The 18,413-nt window shown below is 63.1% G+C and carries 19 protein-coding genes; 11 read left to right on the top strand and 8 right to left on the bottom strand.

Annotated elements, in window-relative coordinates; all coding sequences use genetic code 11:
- Window positions 1-93: 93 nt before the first annotated feature.
- Window positions 94-378 carry an acylphosphatase gene (locus V7S54_RS08580; RefSeq protein ID WP_058322980.1) on the bottom strand — a complete coding sequence of 95 codons (285 nt, stop codon included), beginning with the start codon at window positions 376-378 and terminating at the stop codon, window positions 94-96.
- 293 nt (window positions 379-671) lie between these two features.
- Here V7S54_RS08580 and V7S54_RS08575 point away from each other — a divergent pair, with 293 nt between their 5' ends.
- The 6 genes from V7S54_RS08575 (at window position 672) to V7S54_RS08550 (ending at window position 7,554) form a co-directional block, all read left to right on the top strand.
- Window positions 672-1,562, top strand: a complete 891-nt coding sequence (locus V7S54_RS08575; protein WP_336408234.1) for a substrate-binding domain-containing protein — start codon at window positions 672-674, stop codon at window positions 1,560-1,562.
- 132 nt (window positions 1,563-1,694) lie between these two features.
- Complete coding sequence (locus V7S54_RS08570; protein WP_336408233.1) at window positions 1,695-3,206, top strand: sugar ABC transporter ATP-binding protein; 1,512 nt, start codon at window positions 1,695-1,697, stop codon at window positions 3,204-3,206.
- Window positions 3,203-4,165, top strand: coding sequence for an ABC transporter permease (locus tag V7S54_RS08565; protein WP_065373295.1), 963 nt, complete (start codon window positions 3,203-3,205; stop codon window positions 4,163-4,165). The genes V7S54_RS08570 and V7S54_RS08565 overlap by 4 nt, the downstream gene beginning before the upstream one ends.
- 22 nt (window positions 4,166-4,187) lie before the next feature.
- Window positions 4,188-5,129: a tagatose kinase gene (locus V7S54_RS08560; protein ID WP_336408232.1), complete on the top strand. Its 942-nt coding sequence runs from the start codon at window positions 4,188-4,190 to the stop codon at window positions 5,127-5,129.
- A gap of 5 nt (window positions 5,130-5,134) precedes the next feature.
- The gene (locus tag V7S54_RS08555; RefSeq protein WP_336408231.1) at window positions 5,135-6,415 is read left to right on the top strand and encodes a D-tagatose-bisphosphate aldolase, class II, non-catalytic subunit; all 1,281 of its coding nucleotides are present in this window, start codon (window positions 5,135-5,137) and stop codon (window positions 6,413-6,415) included.
- Between the two features lie 122 nt (window positions 6,416-6,537).
- On the top strand, window positions 6,538-7,554 hold the full coding sequence (locus tag V7S54_RS08550) for a LacI family DNA-binding transcriptional regulator (protein ID WP_336408338.1): 1,017 nt from the start codon (window positions 6,538-6,540) through the stop codon (window positions 7,552-7,554).
- A 55-nt stretch (window positions 7,555-7,609) separates the two neighbouring features.
- On the opposite strand, the gene V7S54_RS08545 is transcribed toward V7S54_RS08550, so the two are convergent.
- Window positions 7,610-8,227: an isochorismatase family protein gene (locus tag V7S54_RS08545; RefSeq protein WP_336408230.1), complete on the bottom strand. Its 618-nt coding sequence runs from the start codon at window positions 8,225-8,227 to the stop codon at window positions 7,610-7,612.
- Between the two features lie 124 nt (window positions 8,228-8,351).
- On the opposite strand from V7S54_RS08545, the gene V7S54_RS08540 reads away from it, so the two are divergent.
- On the top strand, window positions 8,352-9,341 hold the full coding sequence (locus V7S54_RS08540; RefSeq protein ID WP_336408229.1) for a GlxA family transcriptional regulator: 990 nt from the start codon (window positions 8,352-8,354) through the stop codon (window positions 9,339-9,341).
- Window positions 9,342-9,351: 10 nt separating this feature from the next.
- A complete protein-coding gene (locus V7S54_RS08535; protein WP_336408228.1) occupies window positions 9,352-9,654 on the top strand; it encodes a hypothetical protein in 303 nt (100 codons plus the stop codon).
- Here the strand turns inward: V7S54_RS08535 and V7S54_RS08530 are convergent.
- From V7S54_RS08530 to V7S54_RS08520, 3 genes are all read right to left on the bottom strand, one after another.
- Window positions 9,641-10,912, bottom strand: coding sequence for an MFS transporter (locus V7S54_RS08530; protein ID WP_336408227.1), 1,272 nt, complete (start codon window positions 10,910-10,912; stop codon window positions 9,641-9,643). The genes V7S54_RS08535 and V7S54_RS08530 overlap by 14 nt on opposite strands.
- Window positions 10,912-13,317: a TonB-dependent siderophore receptor gene (locus V7S54_RS08525; protein WP_336408226.1), complete on the bottom strand. Its 2,406-nt coding sequence runs from the start codon at window positions 13,315-13,317 to the stop codon at window positions 10,912-10,914. Before V7S54_RS08525 ends, V7S54_RS08530 begins: the two co-directional genes overlap by 1 nt.
- Window positions 13,318-13,482: 165 nt before the next feature.
- A complete protein-coding gene (locus tag V7S54_RS08520) occupies window positions 13,483-13,857 on the bottom strand; it encodes a nuclear transport factor 2 family protein (protein ID WP_336408225.1) in 375 nt (124 codons plus the stop codon).
- Between the two features lie 96 nt (window positions 13,858-13,953).
- Here V7S54_RS08520 and V7S54_RS08515 point away from each other — a divergent pair, with 96 nt between their 5' ends.
- Window positions 13,954-14,490 carry a TetR/AcrR family transcriptional regulator gene (locus V7S54_RS08515; protein ID WP_336408224.1) on the top strand — a complete coding sequence of 179 codons (537 nt, stop codon included), beginning with the start codon at window positions 13,954-13,956 and terminating at the stop codon, window positions 14,488-14,490.
- Window positions 14,491-14,527: 37 nt separating this feature from the next.
- On the opposite strand, the gene V7S54_RS08510 is transcribed toward V7S54_RS08515, so the two are convergent.
- From V7S54_RS08510 to V7S54_RS08500, 3 genes are all read right to left on the bottom strand, one after another.
- Window positions 14,528-15,478, bottom strand: coding sequence for a FecR family protein (locus V7S54_RS08510; RefSeq protein WP_336408223.1), 951 nt, complete (start codon window positions 15,476-15,478; stop codon window positions 14,528-14,530).
- A 101-nt stretch (window positions 15,479-15,579) separates the two neighbouring features.
- Window positions 15,580-16,086, bottom strand: coding sequence for an RNA polymerase sigma factor (locus tag V7S54_RS08505; protein WP_336408222.1), 507 nt, complete (start codon window positions 16,084-16,086; stop codon window positions 15,580-15,582).
- A gap of 240 nt (window positions 16,087-16,326) precedes the next feature.
- Window positions 16,327-17,244: a LysR family transcriptional regulator gene (locus V7S54_RS08500; protein WP_336408221.1), complete on the bottom strand. Its 918-nt coding sequence runs from the start codon at window positions 17,242-17,244 to the stop codon at window positions 16,327-16,329.
- Between the two features lie 91 nt (window positions 17,245-17,335).
- On the opposite strand from V7S54_RS08500, the gene V7S54_RS08495 reads away from it, so the two are divergent.
- Together V7S54_RS08495 and V7S54_RS08490 are read left to right on the top strand one after the other, a co-directional pair.
- Window positions 17,336-17,749: a glyoxalase gene (locus V7S54_RS08495; RefSeq protein ID WP_336408220.1), complete on the top strand. Its 414-nt coding sequence runs from the start codon at window positions 17,336-17,338 to the stop codon at window positions 17,747-17,749.
- Complete coding sequence (locus tag V7S54_RS08490; RefSeq protein ID WP_336408219.1) at window positions 17,730-18,407, top strand: SDR family oxidoreductase; 678 nt, start codon at window positions 17,730-17,732, stop codon at window positions 18,405-18,407. The genes V7S54_RS08495 and V7S54_RS08490 overlap by 20 nt, the downstream gene beginning before the upstream one ends.
- Window positions 18,408-18,413 lie beyond the last annotated feature (6 nt).

The raw sequence follows: 18,413 nt of genomic DNA, 5'->3' as shown, positions 1-18,413 counted from the left end.
TACCCATTGCGACAGCCGGGCACGCTCTGATGCGGCAGGAGAACGGAAGTTCACCCTGCATTAGGCGACATCGATAGAAGCGCGGATGCCTGCCTATCTGGTGATTCGAAAGCCGCTGACGCCTTCCGGCGCTTCGACGAATTCGGCGACGACCTTCGAAACCCATGCCGCCGGCGGCCCTTCATGCAGACGCTCGAGCATGAGGGTGATTGCCTCCTCCGGACCGCTGATCAGAGCGGCGACCGAGCCATCGGCTTCGTTTCGAACCCATCCGACGAGACCGAGCTTCTGCGCCTCGTCACGGGCCCAAACCCTGAAGCTAACGCCTTGTACCCGCCCGAGGATTCGGACCAACGCCGTCTTGCTGGTCTCAGACATGATCTCGTCTCCGTCACCGTTTGCCACGCTATCTGGCGCGAGGAGGGGCAAAGGCAAGTCATCCGCGCAACGAAGTTGGAGGGAGCCCTTGCGGCTGCTCAGCAGGCTGCGATGAACCGTGGGAAGGTATAGCAAATTTCCTCGGTATGCTTTTTATTTTTTGTTTGCGTATTTTTAAAAATTGACGCGCGCAAAGTTTTGTGGTTTTTACGCCTTCACCAAGACGGCGGTGGGAGGGCCTCGCCAGCTTGGCTGAAACACCGAAGGCCCGCGCCGTTTCCAGGGAGGAAACCATGAACATGTCCCGCATTTTGAAATCGCTCGTCACCGGCACGGCGCTCTCGCTCCTTGCCTCCGCCGCTTTCGCCGACGGCATCGGCGCATCGCTCTTGACCCAGCAGCATCCGTTCTACATCGAGCTCGCCGACGCGATGAAAGCCGAAGCCGAGGCCAAGAACGTCAAGCTTGAAGTCTCGATCGCCAACCAGGATCTCAACAAGCAGCTCGCCGACGTCGAGGACTTCATCGTCAAGGGCGTCGACGTCATCGTCATTTCGCCGGTCGACAGCCAGGGCGTGCGCGCCGCGATCGAGAAGGCCGAGAAGGCGGGCATCAAGGTGATCACCGTCGACGTTCCGGCCAATGGCGCCACCGTCACCTCGCATATCGGCACCGACAACTTCACCGGTGGTGTGAAGGCCGGCGAACTGATGGCCAAGGTCCTCGACAACAAGGGCAAGGTCGCCGTCATCGACTATCCGACGGTCCAGTCGGTGGTAAACCGCGTCAACGGCTTCAAGGAAGCGATCGCCAAGCACAAGGACATGGAGATCGTCGCGATCCAGACCGGCATCACCCGCGCCGAAGCGCTCGCCGCCGCCCAGAACATGCTGCAAGCCAATCCTGACATCACCGGTATCTTCGGCTTCGGCGACGATGCAGCACTCGCCGCTGCCGTCGCAGTCAAGGCCGCAGGCCTTGACTCCCAGGTCAAGGTCATCGGCTTTGACGGCATGAAGGAAGCCCGCGACGCCGTCGACACCAATCCGGTCATGGTCGGCGTCATCCAGCAGTTCCCGGACCAGATGGGCAAGCAGGCGGTCGACACCGCCGTCAAGGTCGCCGCCGGCGAGACCGTTCCGGCCGAACAGCCGATCGTTCCCGGCGTCTACACCGCGAAATAAGTCCTCCCAGGACAGCCGCCGCCTCCGGGTGGCGGCAACTTCAGGAGTGAGCGCTCCGGCATATGGCCGGAGGCGCCTCGGCTCGCCCTTTGCGCGCGCGAATGGGACGCGCGGCGTCGTATGGAGGCCACCATGCATGGTTCGACCACGGACACCATCCTCGAGATCAGTGACGTCACCAAATCCTTCGGTCAGGTCGCGGCGCTGAAAAGCATGCGTCTCAAGGTCAGGCGCGGCCGGGTGCACACGCTGCTCGGCGAAAACGGTGCCGGTAAATCGACACTGATGAAGATTCTGGCAGGCGTGCACGAGGCAACTTCGGGTGTCATCACGCTTGATGGGCGCCCCTACCGGCCGGCCGATCCGCAGGACGCCGCAGCCCTCGGGCTTGCCATCGTCTTCCAGGAACTCAGCCTCTGCAGCAACCTGACGGTGGCCGAAAATATTCTTGCCACCCACGAGCCGCGCCGCTTCGGCTTCATCAACGACAAGGCGCTCGTCGCCAAGGCCCGCGCGATCGTCGCCGATCTCGGTCTGCCTGTTGATGTCAGCGAGAAGGTCGGCAATCTCTCGATCGCCCAGCGCCAACTCGTGGAAATCGCCAAGGGGCTGAGCCACGAGGCCAAGGTCGTCATTCTCGACGAGCCGACCTCGTCGCTGAGCGACAGCGAAGCCGAGATCCTGTTCGAGATCATTACCCGGCTGAAGCAACGTGGCGTCGCCGTCATCTACATTTCCCACCGCATGGAAGAGATCATGCGGCTCAGCGACGACATCACCGTCATCCGCGACGGCGAATATGTCTCGACCCATGATCGCGACGACGTCACCATCGAGGCGCTGATCGCGCTGATGGTCGGCCGTCGCATGGATGAGATCTATCCGCCACGGACCCACGAGCAGTCGGCGAAGACAGCTCCGGTTCTTTCGATCGACAGCCTTACCCGTGATGGCGAGTTCGACGACATCTCCTTCGACGTCCGCCCCGGCGAAATCCTCGGCTTTTTCGGCCTCGTCGGTTCCGGCCGCTCCGAAGTGATGAACGCACTGTTCGGCATGAAGGCGGCGACCGGCACGGTTCGCTTCGAGGGGCAGCCGGTTCGTTTCCGCTCGCCGGCAGAGGCGATTTCGCGCGGCATCGGCTTCGTCACCGAAAACCGTAAGGAAGAAGGCCTCGTTCTCAGCCACAGCGTCGGCTGGAACATCTCGATGGCGGCCCTTGCCGATTTCACCGGACCGTTCGGCTTCACCCGCAAGCGCGCCGAGCGCGACGCCGCTGCCACCGAAGTCGGGCGGCTCGCCATCAAGACCCATTCACTCGACACGCCCTCAGGTTCGCTCAGCGGCGGCAACCAGCAGAAGATCGTGCTCGCCAAGTGGCTGCTGACGCGGCCCAAGGTGCTGATCCTCGACGAGCCCACCCGCGGCGTCGACGTCGGCGCCAAGTTCGAAATCTACAAGATCATCCGCCAGCTGGCGGCCGAGGGCACGGCGATCCTGCTGATCTCCTCCGAGCTGCCGGAAGTTCTCGGGATGAGCGACCGCGTCGTCGTCATGCACGAGGGCGTCATCGGCGCAACGCTTTCCGGCACTGAGCTCACGCCCGAAACGATCATGGCGCACGCAACGGGATTCCAATCATGACACAGCAATCCGAAACCCAGGCCGCGTTCATGCGGGCGTTGAAGCAATATGGCGGCATCCTGCTGTCGCTGGTGATGCTCTGCGTCATCTTCTCCTTCCTCAATCCGCGCTTTATGTCGGTCGTCAACTTCATGAACATCCTGCAGCAGGTGGCTGTGGTGGCGATTGCCGCCTTCGGCATGACCTGGGTGATCCTGCTCGGCGAGATCGACCTGTCGGTCGGCTCGATCATCGCGGTTGCCGGCATGGTCGGGGCGCAATGTTTCGCCTTCGGTCTTGGCTTTGCGCCGGCGATCATCATCACGTTGCTGGCCGGCGCCCTGATGGGCATGCTGAACGGCGTACTCACCGCCAAACTGCTGTTGCCTTCCTTCATCGTCACCGTAGCGACCATGGGCATCTACCGCGGCATGGTCAGCCTGCCGACCAACGGTGCGCCGGCGATGATCGAAAATTCGACCTGGACCGCCATCGGCACGGAGAGCTTCCTCGGCCTGCCCATCATCATCTGGGTCGTCGCCGTGCTTTTCCTCGTCAACCACATTCTCCTCAGCAAGACGAGCTTCGGCCGCCGCGCCTACCTGACGGGCGGCAACCGCGAGGCAGCCGTCTATTCCGGCATCAAGGTCGACCGGCTGAAGATCACCATCTTCATGATCTCAGGCGTAATGGCGGCGATCAGCGGCGTGCTGCTCTCTTCCCGCCTGTTCTCCGCCCAGACCAATGCCGGCATGAGCTACGAACTCGACGCCATTGCCGCTGCCGTTCTCGGCGGCACCTCGCTTGCCGGCGGCGTCGGTACCATGGTCGGCACGCTGATCGGCGCGCTCATCATCGGCGTCATGAACAACGGCATGAACATGCTGTCCGTCCCCTACTTCTACCAGCTCATCGTCAAGGGCCTGGTGATCCTGATCGCGGTTTGGCTCGACGTGCGCGCCAAGCAGGCAAAGCGCTGATCCTCAGAAGAGAAACATATCCATGCACAAGATACTGACGATCGGCGAGATCCTCGTGGAGATCATCGCCACCGAGAAGGGCGACGGCTTCCGCCACGCCACGCCTCTGATCGGCCCTTATCCCTCCGGCGCACCGGCGATCTTCATCGATCAGGTCGGCAAGCTCGGGCAGGCGGCAGCGATCATCTCGCGCGTCGGCGACGACGATTTTGGCCACGTCAATCTCGACCGCCTGAAGGCCGATGGCGTCGACATCTCCGGCATCGCGGTCGATCCACTCGGTACCACCGGCAGCGCCTTCGTGCGCTATCGCCCCGACGGCAGCCGCGCCTTCGTCTTCAATATCCGCCACAGCGCCTGCGGCACAATCCGTCTCGATGACGCGGCGCGGGCATTGGTGCGCAGTTGCAGCCATCTGCATGTCATGGGCTCGTCGCTCTACGCACCAAGCGTGGTGGAGAGCATTATCGCAGCGATCGAGATGATCAAGGCGGCCGGCGGCACGGTGTCCTTCGACCCGAACCTCAGGCCGGAAATCCTCGATAGCCCCGGCATGCGCGAGGCGCTGCGCGCGGTGCTTGCCAGGACAGACGTCTTCCTGCCGAGCGGACAGGAGCTCTTCCTGTTCACCAAGGCGAAGACCGAGGCCGAGGCGGTTTCGGAACTGCTTGCTGCCGGCATCAAGGTGATCGTCGTCAAACGCGGCGCCGAAGGCGCCAGCTATTTCGACGACGAAACCACGCTCTCGCACCCCGGTTTCTCGGTCGAGGAAATCGACCCGACTGGCGCCGGCGACTGCTTCGGCGCGACCTTCGTCACCTTCTGGCTGAACGGTGCAGAGCCAGCCCAAGCGCTGGAATCCGCCAACGCCTCGGGCGCCCGCGCAGTCTTGATCTCCGGCCCGATGGAAGGCGCCTCGACGCGCGCCGATCTCGAAACCTTCATCAACGCGCGAAAGGGCTGACCGCCATGCAACAAAACCTGCTGATCGACATCGCCCGCTGGAACGAGCGCCCTGGCCCGCGCGGCATCCCCTCCGTCTGCTCGGCCCACCCGCTGGTGATCGAAGCGGCCATGCTGCGGGCGCTTCAGGAAGATGCTGCCCTGCTGATTGAAGCCACCTGCAATCAGGTCAACCAGGACGGCGGCTATACCGGCATGACGCCCGCCGATTTCACCCGCTTCGTCGCCGGCATCGCCGATCGCGTCTCCTTCCCCAAGGACAAGATCATCCTTGGCGGCGACCATCTCGGCCCCAACCCGTGGAAACACCTGCCCGCCGAGGACGCAATGGCCAAGGCCGTGACGATGATCGAGGCCTATGCCAAGGCCGGGTTCACCAAGCTGCATCTCGACACCAGCATGGGCAGCGCCGGCGAACCGGTGGCGCTTCCCGACGCCGTGACGGCAGAGCGCGCAGCGCGGCTTGCCGCCGCCGCCGAGGCCGCCATTTCCGGCGAGAACGGTATCGCCCCCGTCTATATTATCGGCACGGAAGTGCCGGTTCCGGGCGGCGCGCTCGAAGAGTTGGATACCCTGGAGATCACGGCCCCCGAGGCGGCAATCGAGACGGTGCACGTCCATCGCCGGGCCTTCGAGGCGGCGGGTGCCGCAGACGCCTTCGGGCGTGTCGTCGGCGCTGTTGTCCAGCCGGGCGTCGAGTTCGGCAACGAGAACGTCATCGCCTATGATCGGGTGAAAGCAGCGAAGCTCAGCGCCAGCCTGAGGCAGCTCGACGGCATCGTGTTCGAGGCGCATTCGACCGACTACCAGACGCCCGAGGCGCTGCGCGAGCTCGTCTCAGATGGCTTTGCCATCCTCAAGGTCGGCCCCGGCCTCACCTTTGCACTGCGCGAAGCGCTTTACGGCCTCGACCAGATCGCTGCCTTCCTCTTTCCCGACGCGCGCAAGCAGACGCTAGCGTCGGTCACCGAAACAGTGATGCGCGACGAGCCGGCGAATTGGGGCAAGTATTACCACGGCTCGCCGGAGGCCCAGCGGCTGCAGCGGCATTTCTCCTACAGTGACCGCATCCGCTATTACTGGCCGCATCCGAGGGTCGCCGCCGCCGTCGAAGAACTACTGTCGCTGCTCGACGGCGTCAGCATTCCGGAAACGCTGATTAGCCAGTATCTCCCCGGCAGCTACGAGCGCGTTCGGGATGGCCACGTCGCGGCCCAAGCAAAACCGCTGGCACTTGCTGCGGTCGATCGAGTTCTCGAGGATTACTTCATGGCCTGTCGCGCTTAGCGCCCGGCTCTATGTTCAGTGAATATTTCCGGGCCGGTACTGCCTATCCCCTCGAAATGAACCTATAAACGAAATCAAAACAATATGGGGCACAGCAAACCGTGGACAGACAGATCAAGACGATGGAGGATTTTTCGGAGTTCGTCGGCTTGTCGCGGCCCACGGTCTCCAAATACTTCAATGATCCGGGCTCTGTTCGGAAGAAGACCCGCGATGCTATCGAGGCGGCGATCAAACAGTCGGGCTTTCGCCCGAACATCTTCGCCGTCAATCTCAACCGCCGCCGCACCAACATTCTCGGCGTTATCGTCCCGAACTCGACCGATCCCTTCTACATGGCGTTGACGCGCCGGATCGAACACATCGCCAATCAGGCAGGCTTCCTTGCCTTCGTGCTTTCCTCCGACGGTCGGCCGGAGATGGAAGAGCGTGCGATCGAGACCTTCAAGTCGATGAACGTTGCCGGTGCGATCATCGCGCCGCTCGGCGTGCAATCGCATCACAAGACACTGACTGCGCTCGGCGAGAGCATTCCGTTGATCTACGTGGACTCGCCGCTTGACGACAGCTCCTCCTTCGTCGGCACCGACAACCGCCAGAGCTTCCGCCTGATGGTCGATTATCTCTGCCGCTCAGGAAGCCCGCCCTGCTACCTCGGCATGCCGCCGGTCAACAACAACGCCATGGCCCGGCGCGACGCCTATCTGGAAGCGATACAGCAGCTGAAGATGGAGCCGGCGCTGGTTACGACCGCGCCGAACGGGTCCTGGGATTTCGAGAAATTCGGCTTCGACGAGACGCTGCGCATCCTCGGCTCCGGCGGCTTTCCGACCCAGACGGTACTTTGCGCCAACGACCGCGTCGCCTTCGGCGTGATCGCCGCCGCCTTCCAGTCCGGCCTCAAGGTCGGCCGCGACGCCGACGCCGATATCCGTGTCGCCGGCCATGACGACCATCCGCTGTCGCGCTACACCTGCCCGCCGCTGACGACGGTGGCGCAGAACTACAACGAGATCGGCCGACTGGCGATCGAACTCTTGTTGTTCAAGCTCGGGGAAAGCTCCGACGACGGCGGTGCCTTCCCCGAGGATGAGCGCATTCTGCTCAGCGCCGAGATCATGCTGCGCGGTTCGGCCTAGACAGGCCCAGACAGGCGCTCCGAATATCCGGCCGCGCCGGCAGCCTATCCGCAGATCAGGACCGCCTTGTGAGCGATAGGACCTGATCGGTCGTCAGGATATCACCAAACGTGTCATCGATCGTCGCGAGCGACGAGCGATGCAATATTGCGTGCGGAACGACGTTGCCGTCGCTGGTGTCGAGATCGCGCGTGGCGCAGGCGTCCGCGGCAACGATCACGTTGAAGCCGAGCGGTACGGCGTCGCGCGCGGCACCGGCGACGCAGGCATGCGTCATCAGTCCGGTGATGACGAGCGTATCAACGCCGGTCAGCTTCAATTGCTCGCCAAGGTCGGTGCTGGCAAAGACACTGACCGACGACTTTCGGACCACGGAATGCTTGGCTGCCGGCCGAATGTCGCGGTGGAAGTCAGAGGTCGCACTGTCCTCGGCAAAGACGGGGCTTCCGGCCGGCGTCACGTGCTTGACGTGGTAGACCTTCATGCCTTCTGCATCGGCGCGTTCGATCAGCCGTTTTGCATTGGCAAGTGCCTTTTCCCCATCCGGAATCGGCATGCGGCCGGTAAAGTATTCGTTCTGAAAGTCGATCGCCAAAAGGGCCGTCTTCGTAGGATCGAGGCTTTCGGGCGCGGAAGCACCGGCGATGGTTCGGATGGTCGGGTGTTGTGTCATGGGAGGTTCCTTTCGCAATCTGACGCCTGCGAAAGTCGCGAAAACGCCCTTGTTGCGAAAGTGGCCTGAACGACAATATATGATAGATTCCGGCCAACTTCGCGCTCACCGGGTTCATACTGCAATGCACACCGTCGCCATCGTTGCCTTCGAGGGCATCAGCCCGTTTCATCTGTCCGTTCCCTGCATCGTCTTCGGCGACGATCTGCTGAAGCTCGGCGTGCCGCGCTACCGACTGCTGATCGCCGGTGAAAAGACCGGATCTGTCCGCACCATGTCCGGCTTCAGCATCGAGGTGGAACATGACCTTTCCAGTCTTGCGGAGGCGGACACGATCATCGTGCCGGCCTGGGATGACCCGAACACCCGTCCATCGGAAAATCTGCTGAACGCGCTACGCACTGCCCACATCGGGGGCGCCCGGCTCGTCGGCCTATGCCTCGGCACCTTCGTGCTCGCAGAGGCAGGCCTGCTCGACGGGCGGGCAGCCTCGACGCACTGGGCCTGGGCCGATGAATTCGAGCGCGCCTACCCCGACGTCGGCCTGAACCGCAACGCGCTCTATATCGATGAGGGCGATATCCTGACTTCGGCCGGCACCGCCGCCGCAATCGACTGCTGCCTGCACATCGTGCGCAACGACCACGGCGCGGAGATCGCCAACCGCATCGCCCGCAGACTGGTCGTCGCCCCGCATCGCCATGGCGACCAGGCGCAATATATCGAGGCGCCTTTGCCCGCGCCGGGCAGCGGCGACCCGCTCAGCGCAACGATCGCCTGGGCGATCGAACATCTCGATGAGCCGCTTTCGCTGGAACGGCTGGCGGATCACGCCGGCATGAGCCTGCGCAGCTTCACCCGACATTTCCGCAAGAAGACGGGAACCACCTTCACCCAATGGCTTCTTCAGCAGCGGCTCGCCGTCGCCCAACGCCTGCTTGAGACCGGCTCCTGTTCCGTCGATCACGTGGCGGAGATGGCAGGCTTCGGCTCGACCGTCTCCTTCCGCCAGCACTTCACCCGCGCCTTCTCGATCTCGCCGGCGAGCTATCGCCGGCAGTTCCGGAACCGGCCGGCACCCGATGGCGTGCCTCTCCACCAACATGCCTCATGAATTCAAAGCGATGAGTGCAAACCGCAGACTGCACCACAACCCCAGCGATCTGGAATTGGTGCAGGAAACCACCCCTGAAGGCTTCGGCGAGTGGATCGGCGAGACAATTACGCGCGACTTCGGTGCCCGAGACTTTCTTGATCGCCTTCCCGACCCACGTGCCCTGCTCTCGCCGTTGCTGGACACCATGGCACCAGGGGATTCACTGTGGCTGTGCCGAAGCAAGCATAGGGGGGTGCTGTATGGCAATGAGGGCATCGCCCTGGTCCGAGACGGGCAACCGATCATCTACTTGCGTGTTATCGACCGCTAGAGCATCCCGCTCTCCAGTGTGCGTTCAGCTGCGTTCGCGTCTTAGGCTGGCGCACCAGGACCACCAGTATCGGCACTGCGACCGTCGAGACAACGGCAGCACAGATGAAGAAGGCCGAATAGCCGAAACGCTCGGAAATCCAACCGGCACCCAGCCCGCCGGCCATGCTGACGAGGCTGTCCATGCACTGGAACAGGGTGAAGTCGACACCCGCCTGGCGCGGATCGGCCCAGCCCATGAACTGGGCATAGAGCGCCACGAAGCCGATCGCCATGACGCCGGAAGAACTGGCGACCGCAAGTGCCATTACCAGCGGCCGCGAGACATCGGCTGACGCCCCGACATAGGCGAAGGCGACAAGCATCGTGACCTGCAAGAGCAGGGCGCCGATCAGTACCGTGGCAGCGCCGCACAGCCGCACGAGCAAGCCGCCGAACAGCGCCCCGCCGAAACCGACGAGCATGCTGCCGAGGCCATTGAGCATACCGACCGAAGCAAGGTCGAAGCCGTAGTCGATGAGGAAAGGGCCGAGCATCGCGAGGCCCCATTTCTGCGCCGAGACGTAGATCGCCGCGAGCAGCAGACCTTTGCGCACTTCCGGCCGGCGCAGTGCGGCCTTGAGCGACGGAACATGGCTGCGCGTTGCGCTCGTTGGACGCGAACCGGGGCCGAGCAGGAAGGGAAGGCCAAGTGCCAGCACCACGACGGCCATGATCCACACCGCCGGCGCCCAGCCGAGCCGGTCGACGAGAACCAGAAACAGCCCTGCGCCGATCGCCGAGCCGACATAGGAGCCGCCGACCTGCGCGGCATTGCCCCAGCCATGGTGTTCTTCGGCCAGCGTCTCGACGGCGAAGCCGTCGCAGGCGATGTCGACGGTCGAGGTAAAGAGCGCGATGAACACGAGGCAGGCGAGAACGGGGAAGAGCCGCTCCGGGCCAATGAGCCCGAGCATGGCAAGCATGAGGGCCGAAAGCGAACCGCCGACAATGACGATGATGTGCGACCGGTTGCGGCCGACCGCCGGCAGGCGAAAGCGCTCCACCTGCGGCGACCAGAGGAACTTCAGTGCCCAGGGCAGCACGGTCAGATAGACGAGGCCGATCTGGTCGAGCGGCAAACCTTGGGTTCTGAGCACCGCCGGCAGGCCGAGCATCGTCAGCCCGCCGATCACGCTCTGCGCCACGTAAAGCCCGCCGACCGCGAAGAAGATCGCGGCCGGCGACGGCCTTGTCGACGGCTTGGCCTCGATCGCCATCAGAAGCGATAGCGCACGCTGGCGACGACCTTGCGGCCTTCGTCGAAGTAGCAGAAGCCCGTGGTGCAGAGCTGCTCGACCTCGTTGAAGAGGTTGGTCGCGTTGAGCTGCAGCCGCACGCCCTCGAAGTTCGGATTAGCGGCGCCGAGATCATAGCGGACCGACGCGTCGACGAAGGTGCGCGCCTGGTTGTTCAGGATCGGCGTATGGACGTTGTCGCCGAAGCTCGATCCGACATAGCGAACGCCGGCACCGACACCGAGCCCTTCGAGCGGACCTGACTGCACCTCGTAGTCCGCCCAGAGTGAGAACATATGGTAGGGCGAGGAGTTCAGCTGATTGCCGAGCGTCTCCGAGGTCAGCTTGGTGATCTCGACGTCGTTGTAGGAATAGGACGCGATGAAGTTCCAGCCATTGTCGAGCGAGGCGGTGCCTTCGAGTTCGAAGCCGCGAGACTTGAGGTCGAGCTGGCGCAGCAGATTGAGGCCCGACGACGTCTCGTAGACGGTGGCGTTTTCCTGGTCGATGTTGAAGACGGCGGTAGTGACGGTCGCGTTCTGGCCGGGGATCTCATATTTGACGCCCGCTTCCCATTGCTTGCCGAGCGTCGGCATGGCCGGGGTATCGGTGCCACCGAGATTGATGATGACGCCCGGATTGGAAACGAAAGCGGTGCCGTAGCTGACATAGGGCATCATGCCGTTCGGCAGGACATAGCCCAGAGCCGCACGCGCCGTCGTTTCGCTGTCGTTCCGGTCAAAGGGTGAGCCATCGACCGAATACTTGTTGTCTACCCAATCGTGACGCAGGCCCGCCGTCAGGCGCCACGCCTCATACTCGATCTGGTCCTGGATGTAGATGCCGATGCCGCTTTGCGACTGCTTCTGGGTCGAGGTCAGCTTCGGCACATAGGTGAAGTCGTCGGTGAAGAGATCCGGCCCGCTGCCCTGCTGCGAGGTATACTTCATGTAGCTGTAGTCGATGCCGGCAATCAGCTGATGTGCTGCCGCACCCGTGTCGAAGTCGAACTTCAGATAGGTGTCGCTGGCAAGGCCGGTATTGTCCTCGACGGTCAGGCCCGGATACTTGGCGAACACCCACTCCTGCCGCGTCGAGATGTCGGAGTAGCGCAGCTTGTGGAAGAGCGTGACGCTATCCGAGAGCTCATGCTCCAGCTCGTAGCCGATGCGGGCCTGCTTCTGGGTGAAGTCGTTGAAGCGGGCGTCACCGCCATAGGTCGGGATCGCGCCGATCGACTTGCCGTCCGGCCCGTAGCGGTTGAGATAGCCCCAGGTGCCGCCGGTGGTCGAATCCATATATTCACCGAGCAGCGTGAACTTGGTGCCCTCGTCCGGCTGCCAGGTGAAGGCAGGTGCGATGAACAGGCGATCGTCCTTGACCGCCTCGATCTCGGTGCGCCCGTCGCGCGCAAGTCCGGTCATGCGGTAAAGCATCGTGCCTTCGTCATCGAGCGGCCCGGAAACGTCGAAGGCGCCCTGCACCCGACCGTAAGAGCCGTACTGCACTTCGACCTCCCGCAACGGATCGCTGGTGGGGCGCTTCGAGACGATGTCGACGATGCCGCCGGAGCTGCTGGCGCCATAGATCGAGGCCGCCGGGCCGCGCAAGGTGGCGATCGCCTCGACGCCATAGGGCTCCAGCCGGAAGAGGCCGTTCGGGCTTGCAATCTGGCGCAGGCCGTCGCGGAAGATGCCGGTCAGCGTCAGGTCGATGCCGCGCACCTTGAAGGCGTCGAAGCGCGGTTCGGCGCCGTACTGGCCGACGCGGGCGCCGGGCGTATAGCTCAACGCCTCCTGCAGGTTCTGAGGCTTCAGGTCTTGCAACTGCTTCTGGCTGATCACCGACATCGACTGCGGAGTCTGCATGACCGGCGTATCGGTCTTGGTGGCGACGCGAGCCGATTTCGCGACATAGCCGTCGGTATCGACGATGCCCTCGGCACCCGTCCGTTCGCCGGTCGCGGTGATCTTTTCCAATTGCGTCGCGCCATCCTTGACGACGGCGCCAGTGGTGATCGTCGCATCCGACGGATCGAAGATCTGCACGGTCTTCTCACCGACGATGCGATAGCGAAGCCCGGTTCCTTCCAGAAGCGATGCAACTGCCGCTTCCGTCGCCAGCGTGCCGCTGACGCCGCTGGTGGTCTTTCCGCTCGTCAGTGTGCTCGGATAAAGAAGGCGCAGGTCGGCCTGCTGGCCAAGTTTCAGGATGCCCGCTTCGAGGGATCCCGCGGGAACGGCGAACGCCTTCGGCGCAATGATCGCGGCCGGCGCCGTTGTCGCCTGTGCCTGGACTGCCGTCGCGCAGGCGATGAAAGAAACGCCGGCAAGCGCCAGGCGTGTGAAAGAACGGCGTCGTGATCCGCGACCCTGCATAATTCTCATCCGAGATCCCCTACTCAACTCCTGGGCAGGCTGCCTCGAACCATGTGCAGCGCCGCCACTTCTGACTAAGAGTTCGCAGGACACCATCTCCTGACGTCGCCAGGAGAATTTTTTCGTCGGACTTCCGGTCCCAATCAACGGGAGCTGAGCTTAAAGGCCCATAAGTCAGGCGGGCGAGAACATCGGGTTTCCGCTAACGGTCGCCACAGCGGGAACCTCTTCCTGCATCACATCCCAGTGCTCGACGACCCGGCCACCCCTCACCTTGAAAATATCGACGGCAACGAGGGGTTTCGGTCCCCAGCCGACATAGCGTCCATGGACCATCACGAGATCACCCTCCGCAACGACCATGCCGATCTCATAGGACAGATCCTGCTTCAGGGTCGGAATAAGCGCGGCGATTGCCCCGGACCCGTCGGGAATTACGGGATTGTGCTGGACATAATCGGGCGAAAAGTAACGCTCGACCACGCTGACGTCGCGCTCGATAAACGCGCCCTTGAGCACCTTCAACACAATTTCCTTGTTGCTCTCCATCTTCAACTCCTCTCTCTATCTACTGATAGATAGATCAGACCGTTGCGGTCCGCTTGTCAATGGCCTATCGCTATTGGAGCATCAGCGGGGATTTGAATGGACATACGGACGGCAATTCTCAATTCAGCCGAGACCCGAATGAGGCGCGGCGGTTTCCACGCCTGTAGCTTCCGGGAAATCGCGGCGGATGTCGGGATCAAGAGTGCAAGCGTCCACTACTACTTCCAGACCAAGGAGGACCTCGGCTCTGCTCTCGTCGCCCGCTACAGAGAGAAAGTGCTGTCGGCGCTGGGCAGACCGACGGACGGTCGGCCGCTTGCGCAGAAGCTCGAAACGATGCGTGCTGTCTTCCGTAGCGGCCTGATCGGGGGTGAGGGCGCGTGCCTGTGCGGTATCCTGGCGGCGCAAGATGCCAGTTTGCCTGCCGCCGTGCGGACTGCGGTTCGCGACTTCTTCGACGGATGCAATGAATGGCTTCGTGCGGCGACCGTGTCTTCGGGAGCGGAAAATCCGGAGGCAATCGCACTACAGGTGACAGCGCTGTTGCAGGGCGCCCTGATTCAGGCCGTGGCGCTCGACAGCGTGGAAAGCTACGACATCGCTACCGCGCGGCTCGCGTCTCTCGGCATGTGATGCCGCCCAGCGACGATTTTCTCCGCAGGGTGCCGTCCTAGCGCGACTGAACGACGACCATCAGGCCCGAAATCCGCATGACACGCAGCGGCAAACTGGCTTCCAGAACCTGCAGCGCGGCGTCGGTGTCGTGCAAATCGAAAATACCGGAGACTTCGAGGTCGCCCGCCGCTTCGTCGAGCAGCAGGATTCGGCCGTGACGGTAGCGCTCGAGGGTCGCCAGGACGTCGCGCAGCGGGCGGCGCGAAAAGACGAGCTTGCCGTCGCGCCACGCCGTTCCGGCCGCGACATCCGTCTTCGACAGGGACAGGCGCCCCTGTTTGTCGATCGTTGCCACCTCGCCCGCGCCCAGGATCGCTTTCTGGCCGGCCGCATCGACCTCAACGCGGCCATCCTCCACCTGGACGCCGGCGGCTCGTTCTGTGCCGGCCGTGCCTACGGAGTACCGGGTCCCCAATGCCATCGCGCTCAGCGACCCATCTTCGACCACAAACGGCCGAAGCGGGTTCTTCGCAACGGCAAAGAATGCTTCGCCGCGCAGGAGCCGTACCTTTCTGCGGCCCTGCTCGTAGCGAACCACGAGGGCCGTGTCGGTGTTCATGTCGACTTCGGTCCCGTCCTCCAGGGTGATCCGCTTGATTTCACCGACGCCGGTGTAAAAGTCGGCGCGCCAGCGGTCGCCGTAGGGCGTCGCGAGCGAGAGCATGGCGAGACCCGCTGCAAGACAGAGCCCGACGAAACCGCCGACCCGACGGCGGCGTTGGGCGTGCAATTCACCGAGGCGCTCGCTGGGGATCGGCACGTCTCCGAGATCGCTCCAGAGCGCCCGCAATTCTTCATAGGCCAACCGGTGATCGGGATGTGCGGAAACCCAGAGCTCGAACGCCGCACGGTCGGCGGCCGTCGCGTCGTCGGACTGCAACTTCGCAACCCACGTCGCCGCCGCTTCCAGAACGCTGTCATCGATGGTCTGGCGATTGCCGTTCATGCGCGTCTTCCGGTCGAACTGAAAATGCCGTCAAGCGAACCCTCCAAGGGAATCGCCTCAATCATCTTAGAGTTGAAAGAACGGTTTGACCTGACGTTCGCTCAGAAAATAATCTCGGCGCGCATCTTCCGGCATTCGAGCAGCGCTCGGATGATATGCTTTTCGACCATGTTTCTCGAGATGCCGAGCTCATCGGCGATCGCGCCGTTGCTCAAGCCGTGCAGGCGGCTGAGGATGAAGACCTGCTGGCAGCGGTTCGGAAGGCCCTCGATGGTGCGCGCCATGATCAGCAGGCACTGGCGGGCGTTGACGATGCGATCCTGGATCGGTCTGTCCTCCGTATGCTCCAGGCCTTCGCTGTCCTCGACGAACATCGCTCGCTCCCGCGCTGCTCGCTCGGACGCGACCCGCGCGACCGAGCGGGCGACCTGGAACAGATAGGCCTGCGGGTTTTCGATCAAGGTCGAGCGCGAAGCCTCCAGCATGCGCATGAAGGTTTCCTGGGTGGCATCGACGGCGTCCTCGCGATTTCTGAGGCGGCGGCTGAAGAAGCGGCGGATCCTACCCTCTTCTCGCTCGTGAAGCCCCTGCACCATCGCATCGGTCATCAATCTGCCTCTCCAGCGTGCGGCTGTCACACCATCATCCTGAACGTACGGCCCGGTCGCCGCCGCTTATCTTGAATACGTTACTCATGTTTCATAAGTGAAGCGGAGGTGTGCTGCAATGCACTGACGTGCGGCATGACGAACCGAAACTGCGTCAGGACCGGCCGCGCCGTCTATTGGAAAAGGACTGTTGCGCGAAGGCCACGGCGTCTGGTACGGGCGCGACCCTGATTGGCGGCTTCAGGTTCGTCCCTTGCTCGGCAAAACACTCTCGTTGGAACTCAGCTCCGAGGCGATGCGGTCTATCAGCAACCGCACCCGGCGCGGCTGGACGGTGAGCGGCGGATAGACGATCTGCAATCCTGTCCCACCTATAGAGAAATCCTTCAGGAGTTCGACAAGGGCACCGGACGCCAGGTCCTCGGCGATGTCCCAGACGGATTTGAGCGCGATGCCGTGCCCCGCGCGACACCATTCCGCAACCACCCCGCCGTCATTGGCGACGCGCCTGCCGCGCACCATGACCTTGCGCGGCTTGCCATCGAGCTGAAAAGCCCATTCGCGATCCAGATTGGCGCCGAAGCGCATGATGATGCAGTCGTGACGGGAAAGATCGTCCGGATGCTCCGGCCTGCCCCTGACCTCCAGATAGGCAGGTGCAGCGCAGACGACCCGGCGGTTTTCGCCGAGCGAGCGCGACCGGAGCGTACTGTCGGCGAGAAGGCCGTGGCGGATGGCGAAATCCATGCCCTGCCCGACCAGATCGACGTAGCCATCGGTAAGGTTGAGATCCACCGTCACGTCGGGGTGCTCGGCAAGGAAGCGGTCGAGGATCGGCACGACGTAGCGTCTGCCCATGTCCTCCGGCGCGCTGAGCCGGATCGGACCGGAGATCATGCGGGCGCCGAGACGAATTCCGGTCTCGAGTTCGTCGGCCTCCGCCAGAAGTCGGCGGGCACCATCCACGAGCAGGCGCCCCTCCTCCGTCAGGCTGATCGCGCGCGTCGTGCGTTTCAGAAGGGCAGCACCGTAGTGGGTTTCAAGCGCCGCCAACCGTTCGGAAACAGAGGCCGGCGAAAGCCCCTTTTCGCGTCCTGCGGCGGAAAGCCCGCCCTTTTCGACTATCAAAAGGAACAGAGCCAGATTGTCGAGCAACATCTTTCGCATTTTCCGAAATATAATTTTGGAAATAAGCCAATTATCCGGATGCACCGCAAGAGCTAAATTCCTTTCCGAAAGGAGACGCGGCATGCATCTCGACCACGTGACCATCCGCACAGGCGACATCGCGGGAACGCGCGCGTTCTTCGAAACGGTCTTCGATCTGACCGTCGGCGAGCGCCCGGCGGCGATCCGGCGCATCCCGGGCTGCTGGCTCTACGCCGACGGCAAACCGATCGTGCACATCATCGGCAGCCAAGGCAGCGGTTTCGACCGGGCCGCCGAGGCGATCGATCACGTCGGCTTCCGGCTCGACAACTACGCGGCCTTCCGGGCCAGGCTAGACCGGCTCGCCATTCCCTACTCGACCATGGACCTTGCCGATATCGGCGAGCGCCGGCTGTTTCTGCGCACGCCCGGCGGTCCGTTGCTCGAGGCCGTCTTTTCCGAAGCCGTTCCCCCCATTCTCCTGGAGCATGAGAATGACCCTGACATTCAATGACAATACCGTTTCCGTCGTCATCGGCGGCACGAGCGGCATCGGCGCGGCCGTTGCGAAGGCGCTGACCCAGCGTCCCGGCCGGGTCGAGATCGCCAGCCGCGCCACCGGCCTCGATATCGCCGACGGCGGTTCCGTTGCCTCCTACTTCCGCAACCTCGGGCCGATCGACCATCTGGTTGTCACGGCCGGTTCTTCGGCCCCCGGCGGCAAGGTTGCCGATATCGACCTGGATGCCGCCAAGGCCGCCTTCGACGTCAAGTTCTGGGGCTCGATCCTGCTCGCCCGCGAGGCGGCCAGATACATGCGCCCAGGCGGGACGATCACCTTCACCTCAGGTTTTCTCGCCCGCCGGACGGTTCCCGGCACCTTCGTCAAGACGGCGATGAATGCCGCTCTCGAGGCCGTGGCGAAGATCCTCGCCAGAGAGTTGGCGCCGCTGCGCGTCAACGTCGTCAGCCCCGGACTGACGCAGACCGAGGCCTATGCCGGCATGGCGGACGATGCCCGTGACACGATGTTCGATCGCGCCGCAGCGACCTTGCCCGCCGGCCGCTTCGGGCAGCCGCAAGACATCGCCCACGGCTACCTCTTTGCCATCGACAATCCATTCGTCACCGGATCCGTCATCGACATCGAAGGCGGCGCGCTCATCAACTGACACAAA

The sequence above is a fragment of the Ensifer sp. CCNWLY38 genome (assembly GCF_037120565.1).
GTDB classification, from domain to species: domain Bacteria; phylum Pseudomonadota; class Alphaproteobacteria; order Rhizobiales; family Rhizobiaceae; genus Ensifer; species Ensifer adhaerens_H.
Note: the sequence above shows the minus strand (reverse complement) of the source record. Positions and strands in the feature narration are given on the sequence as shown.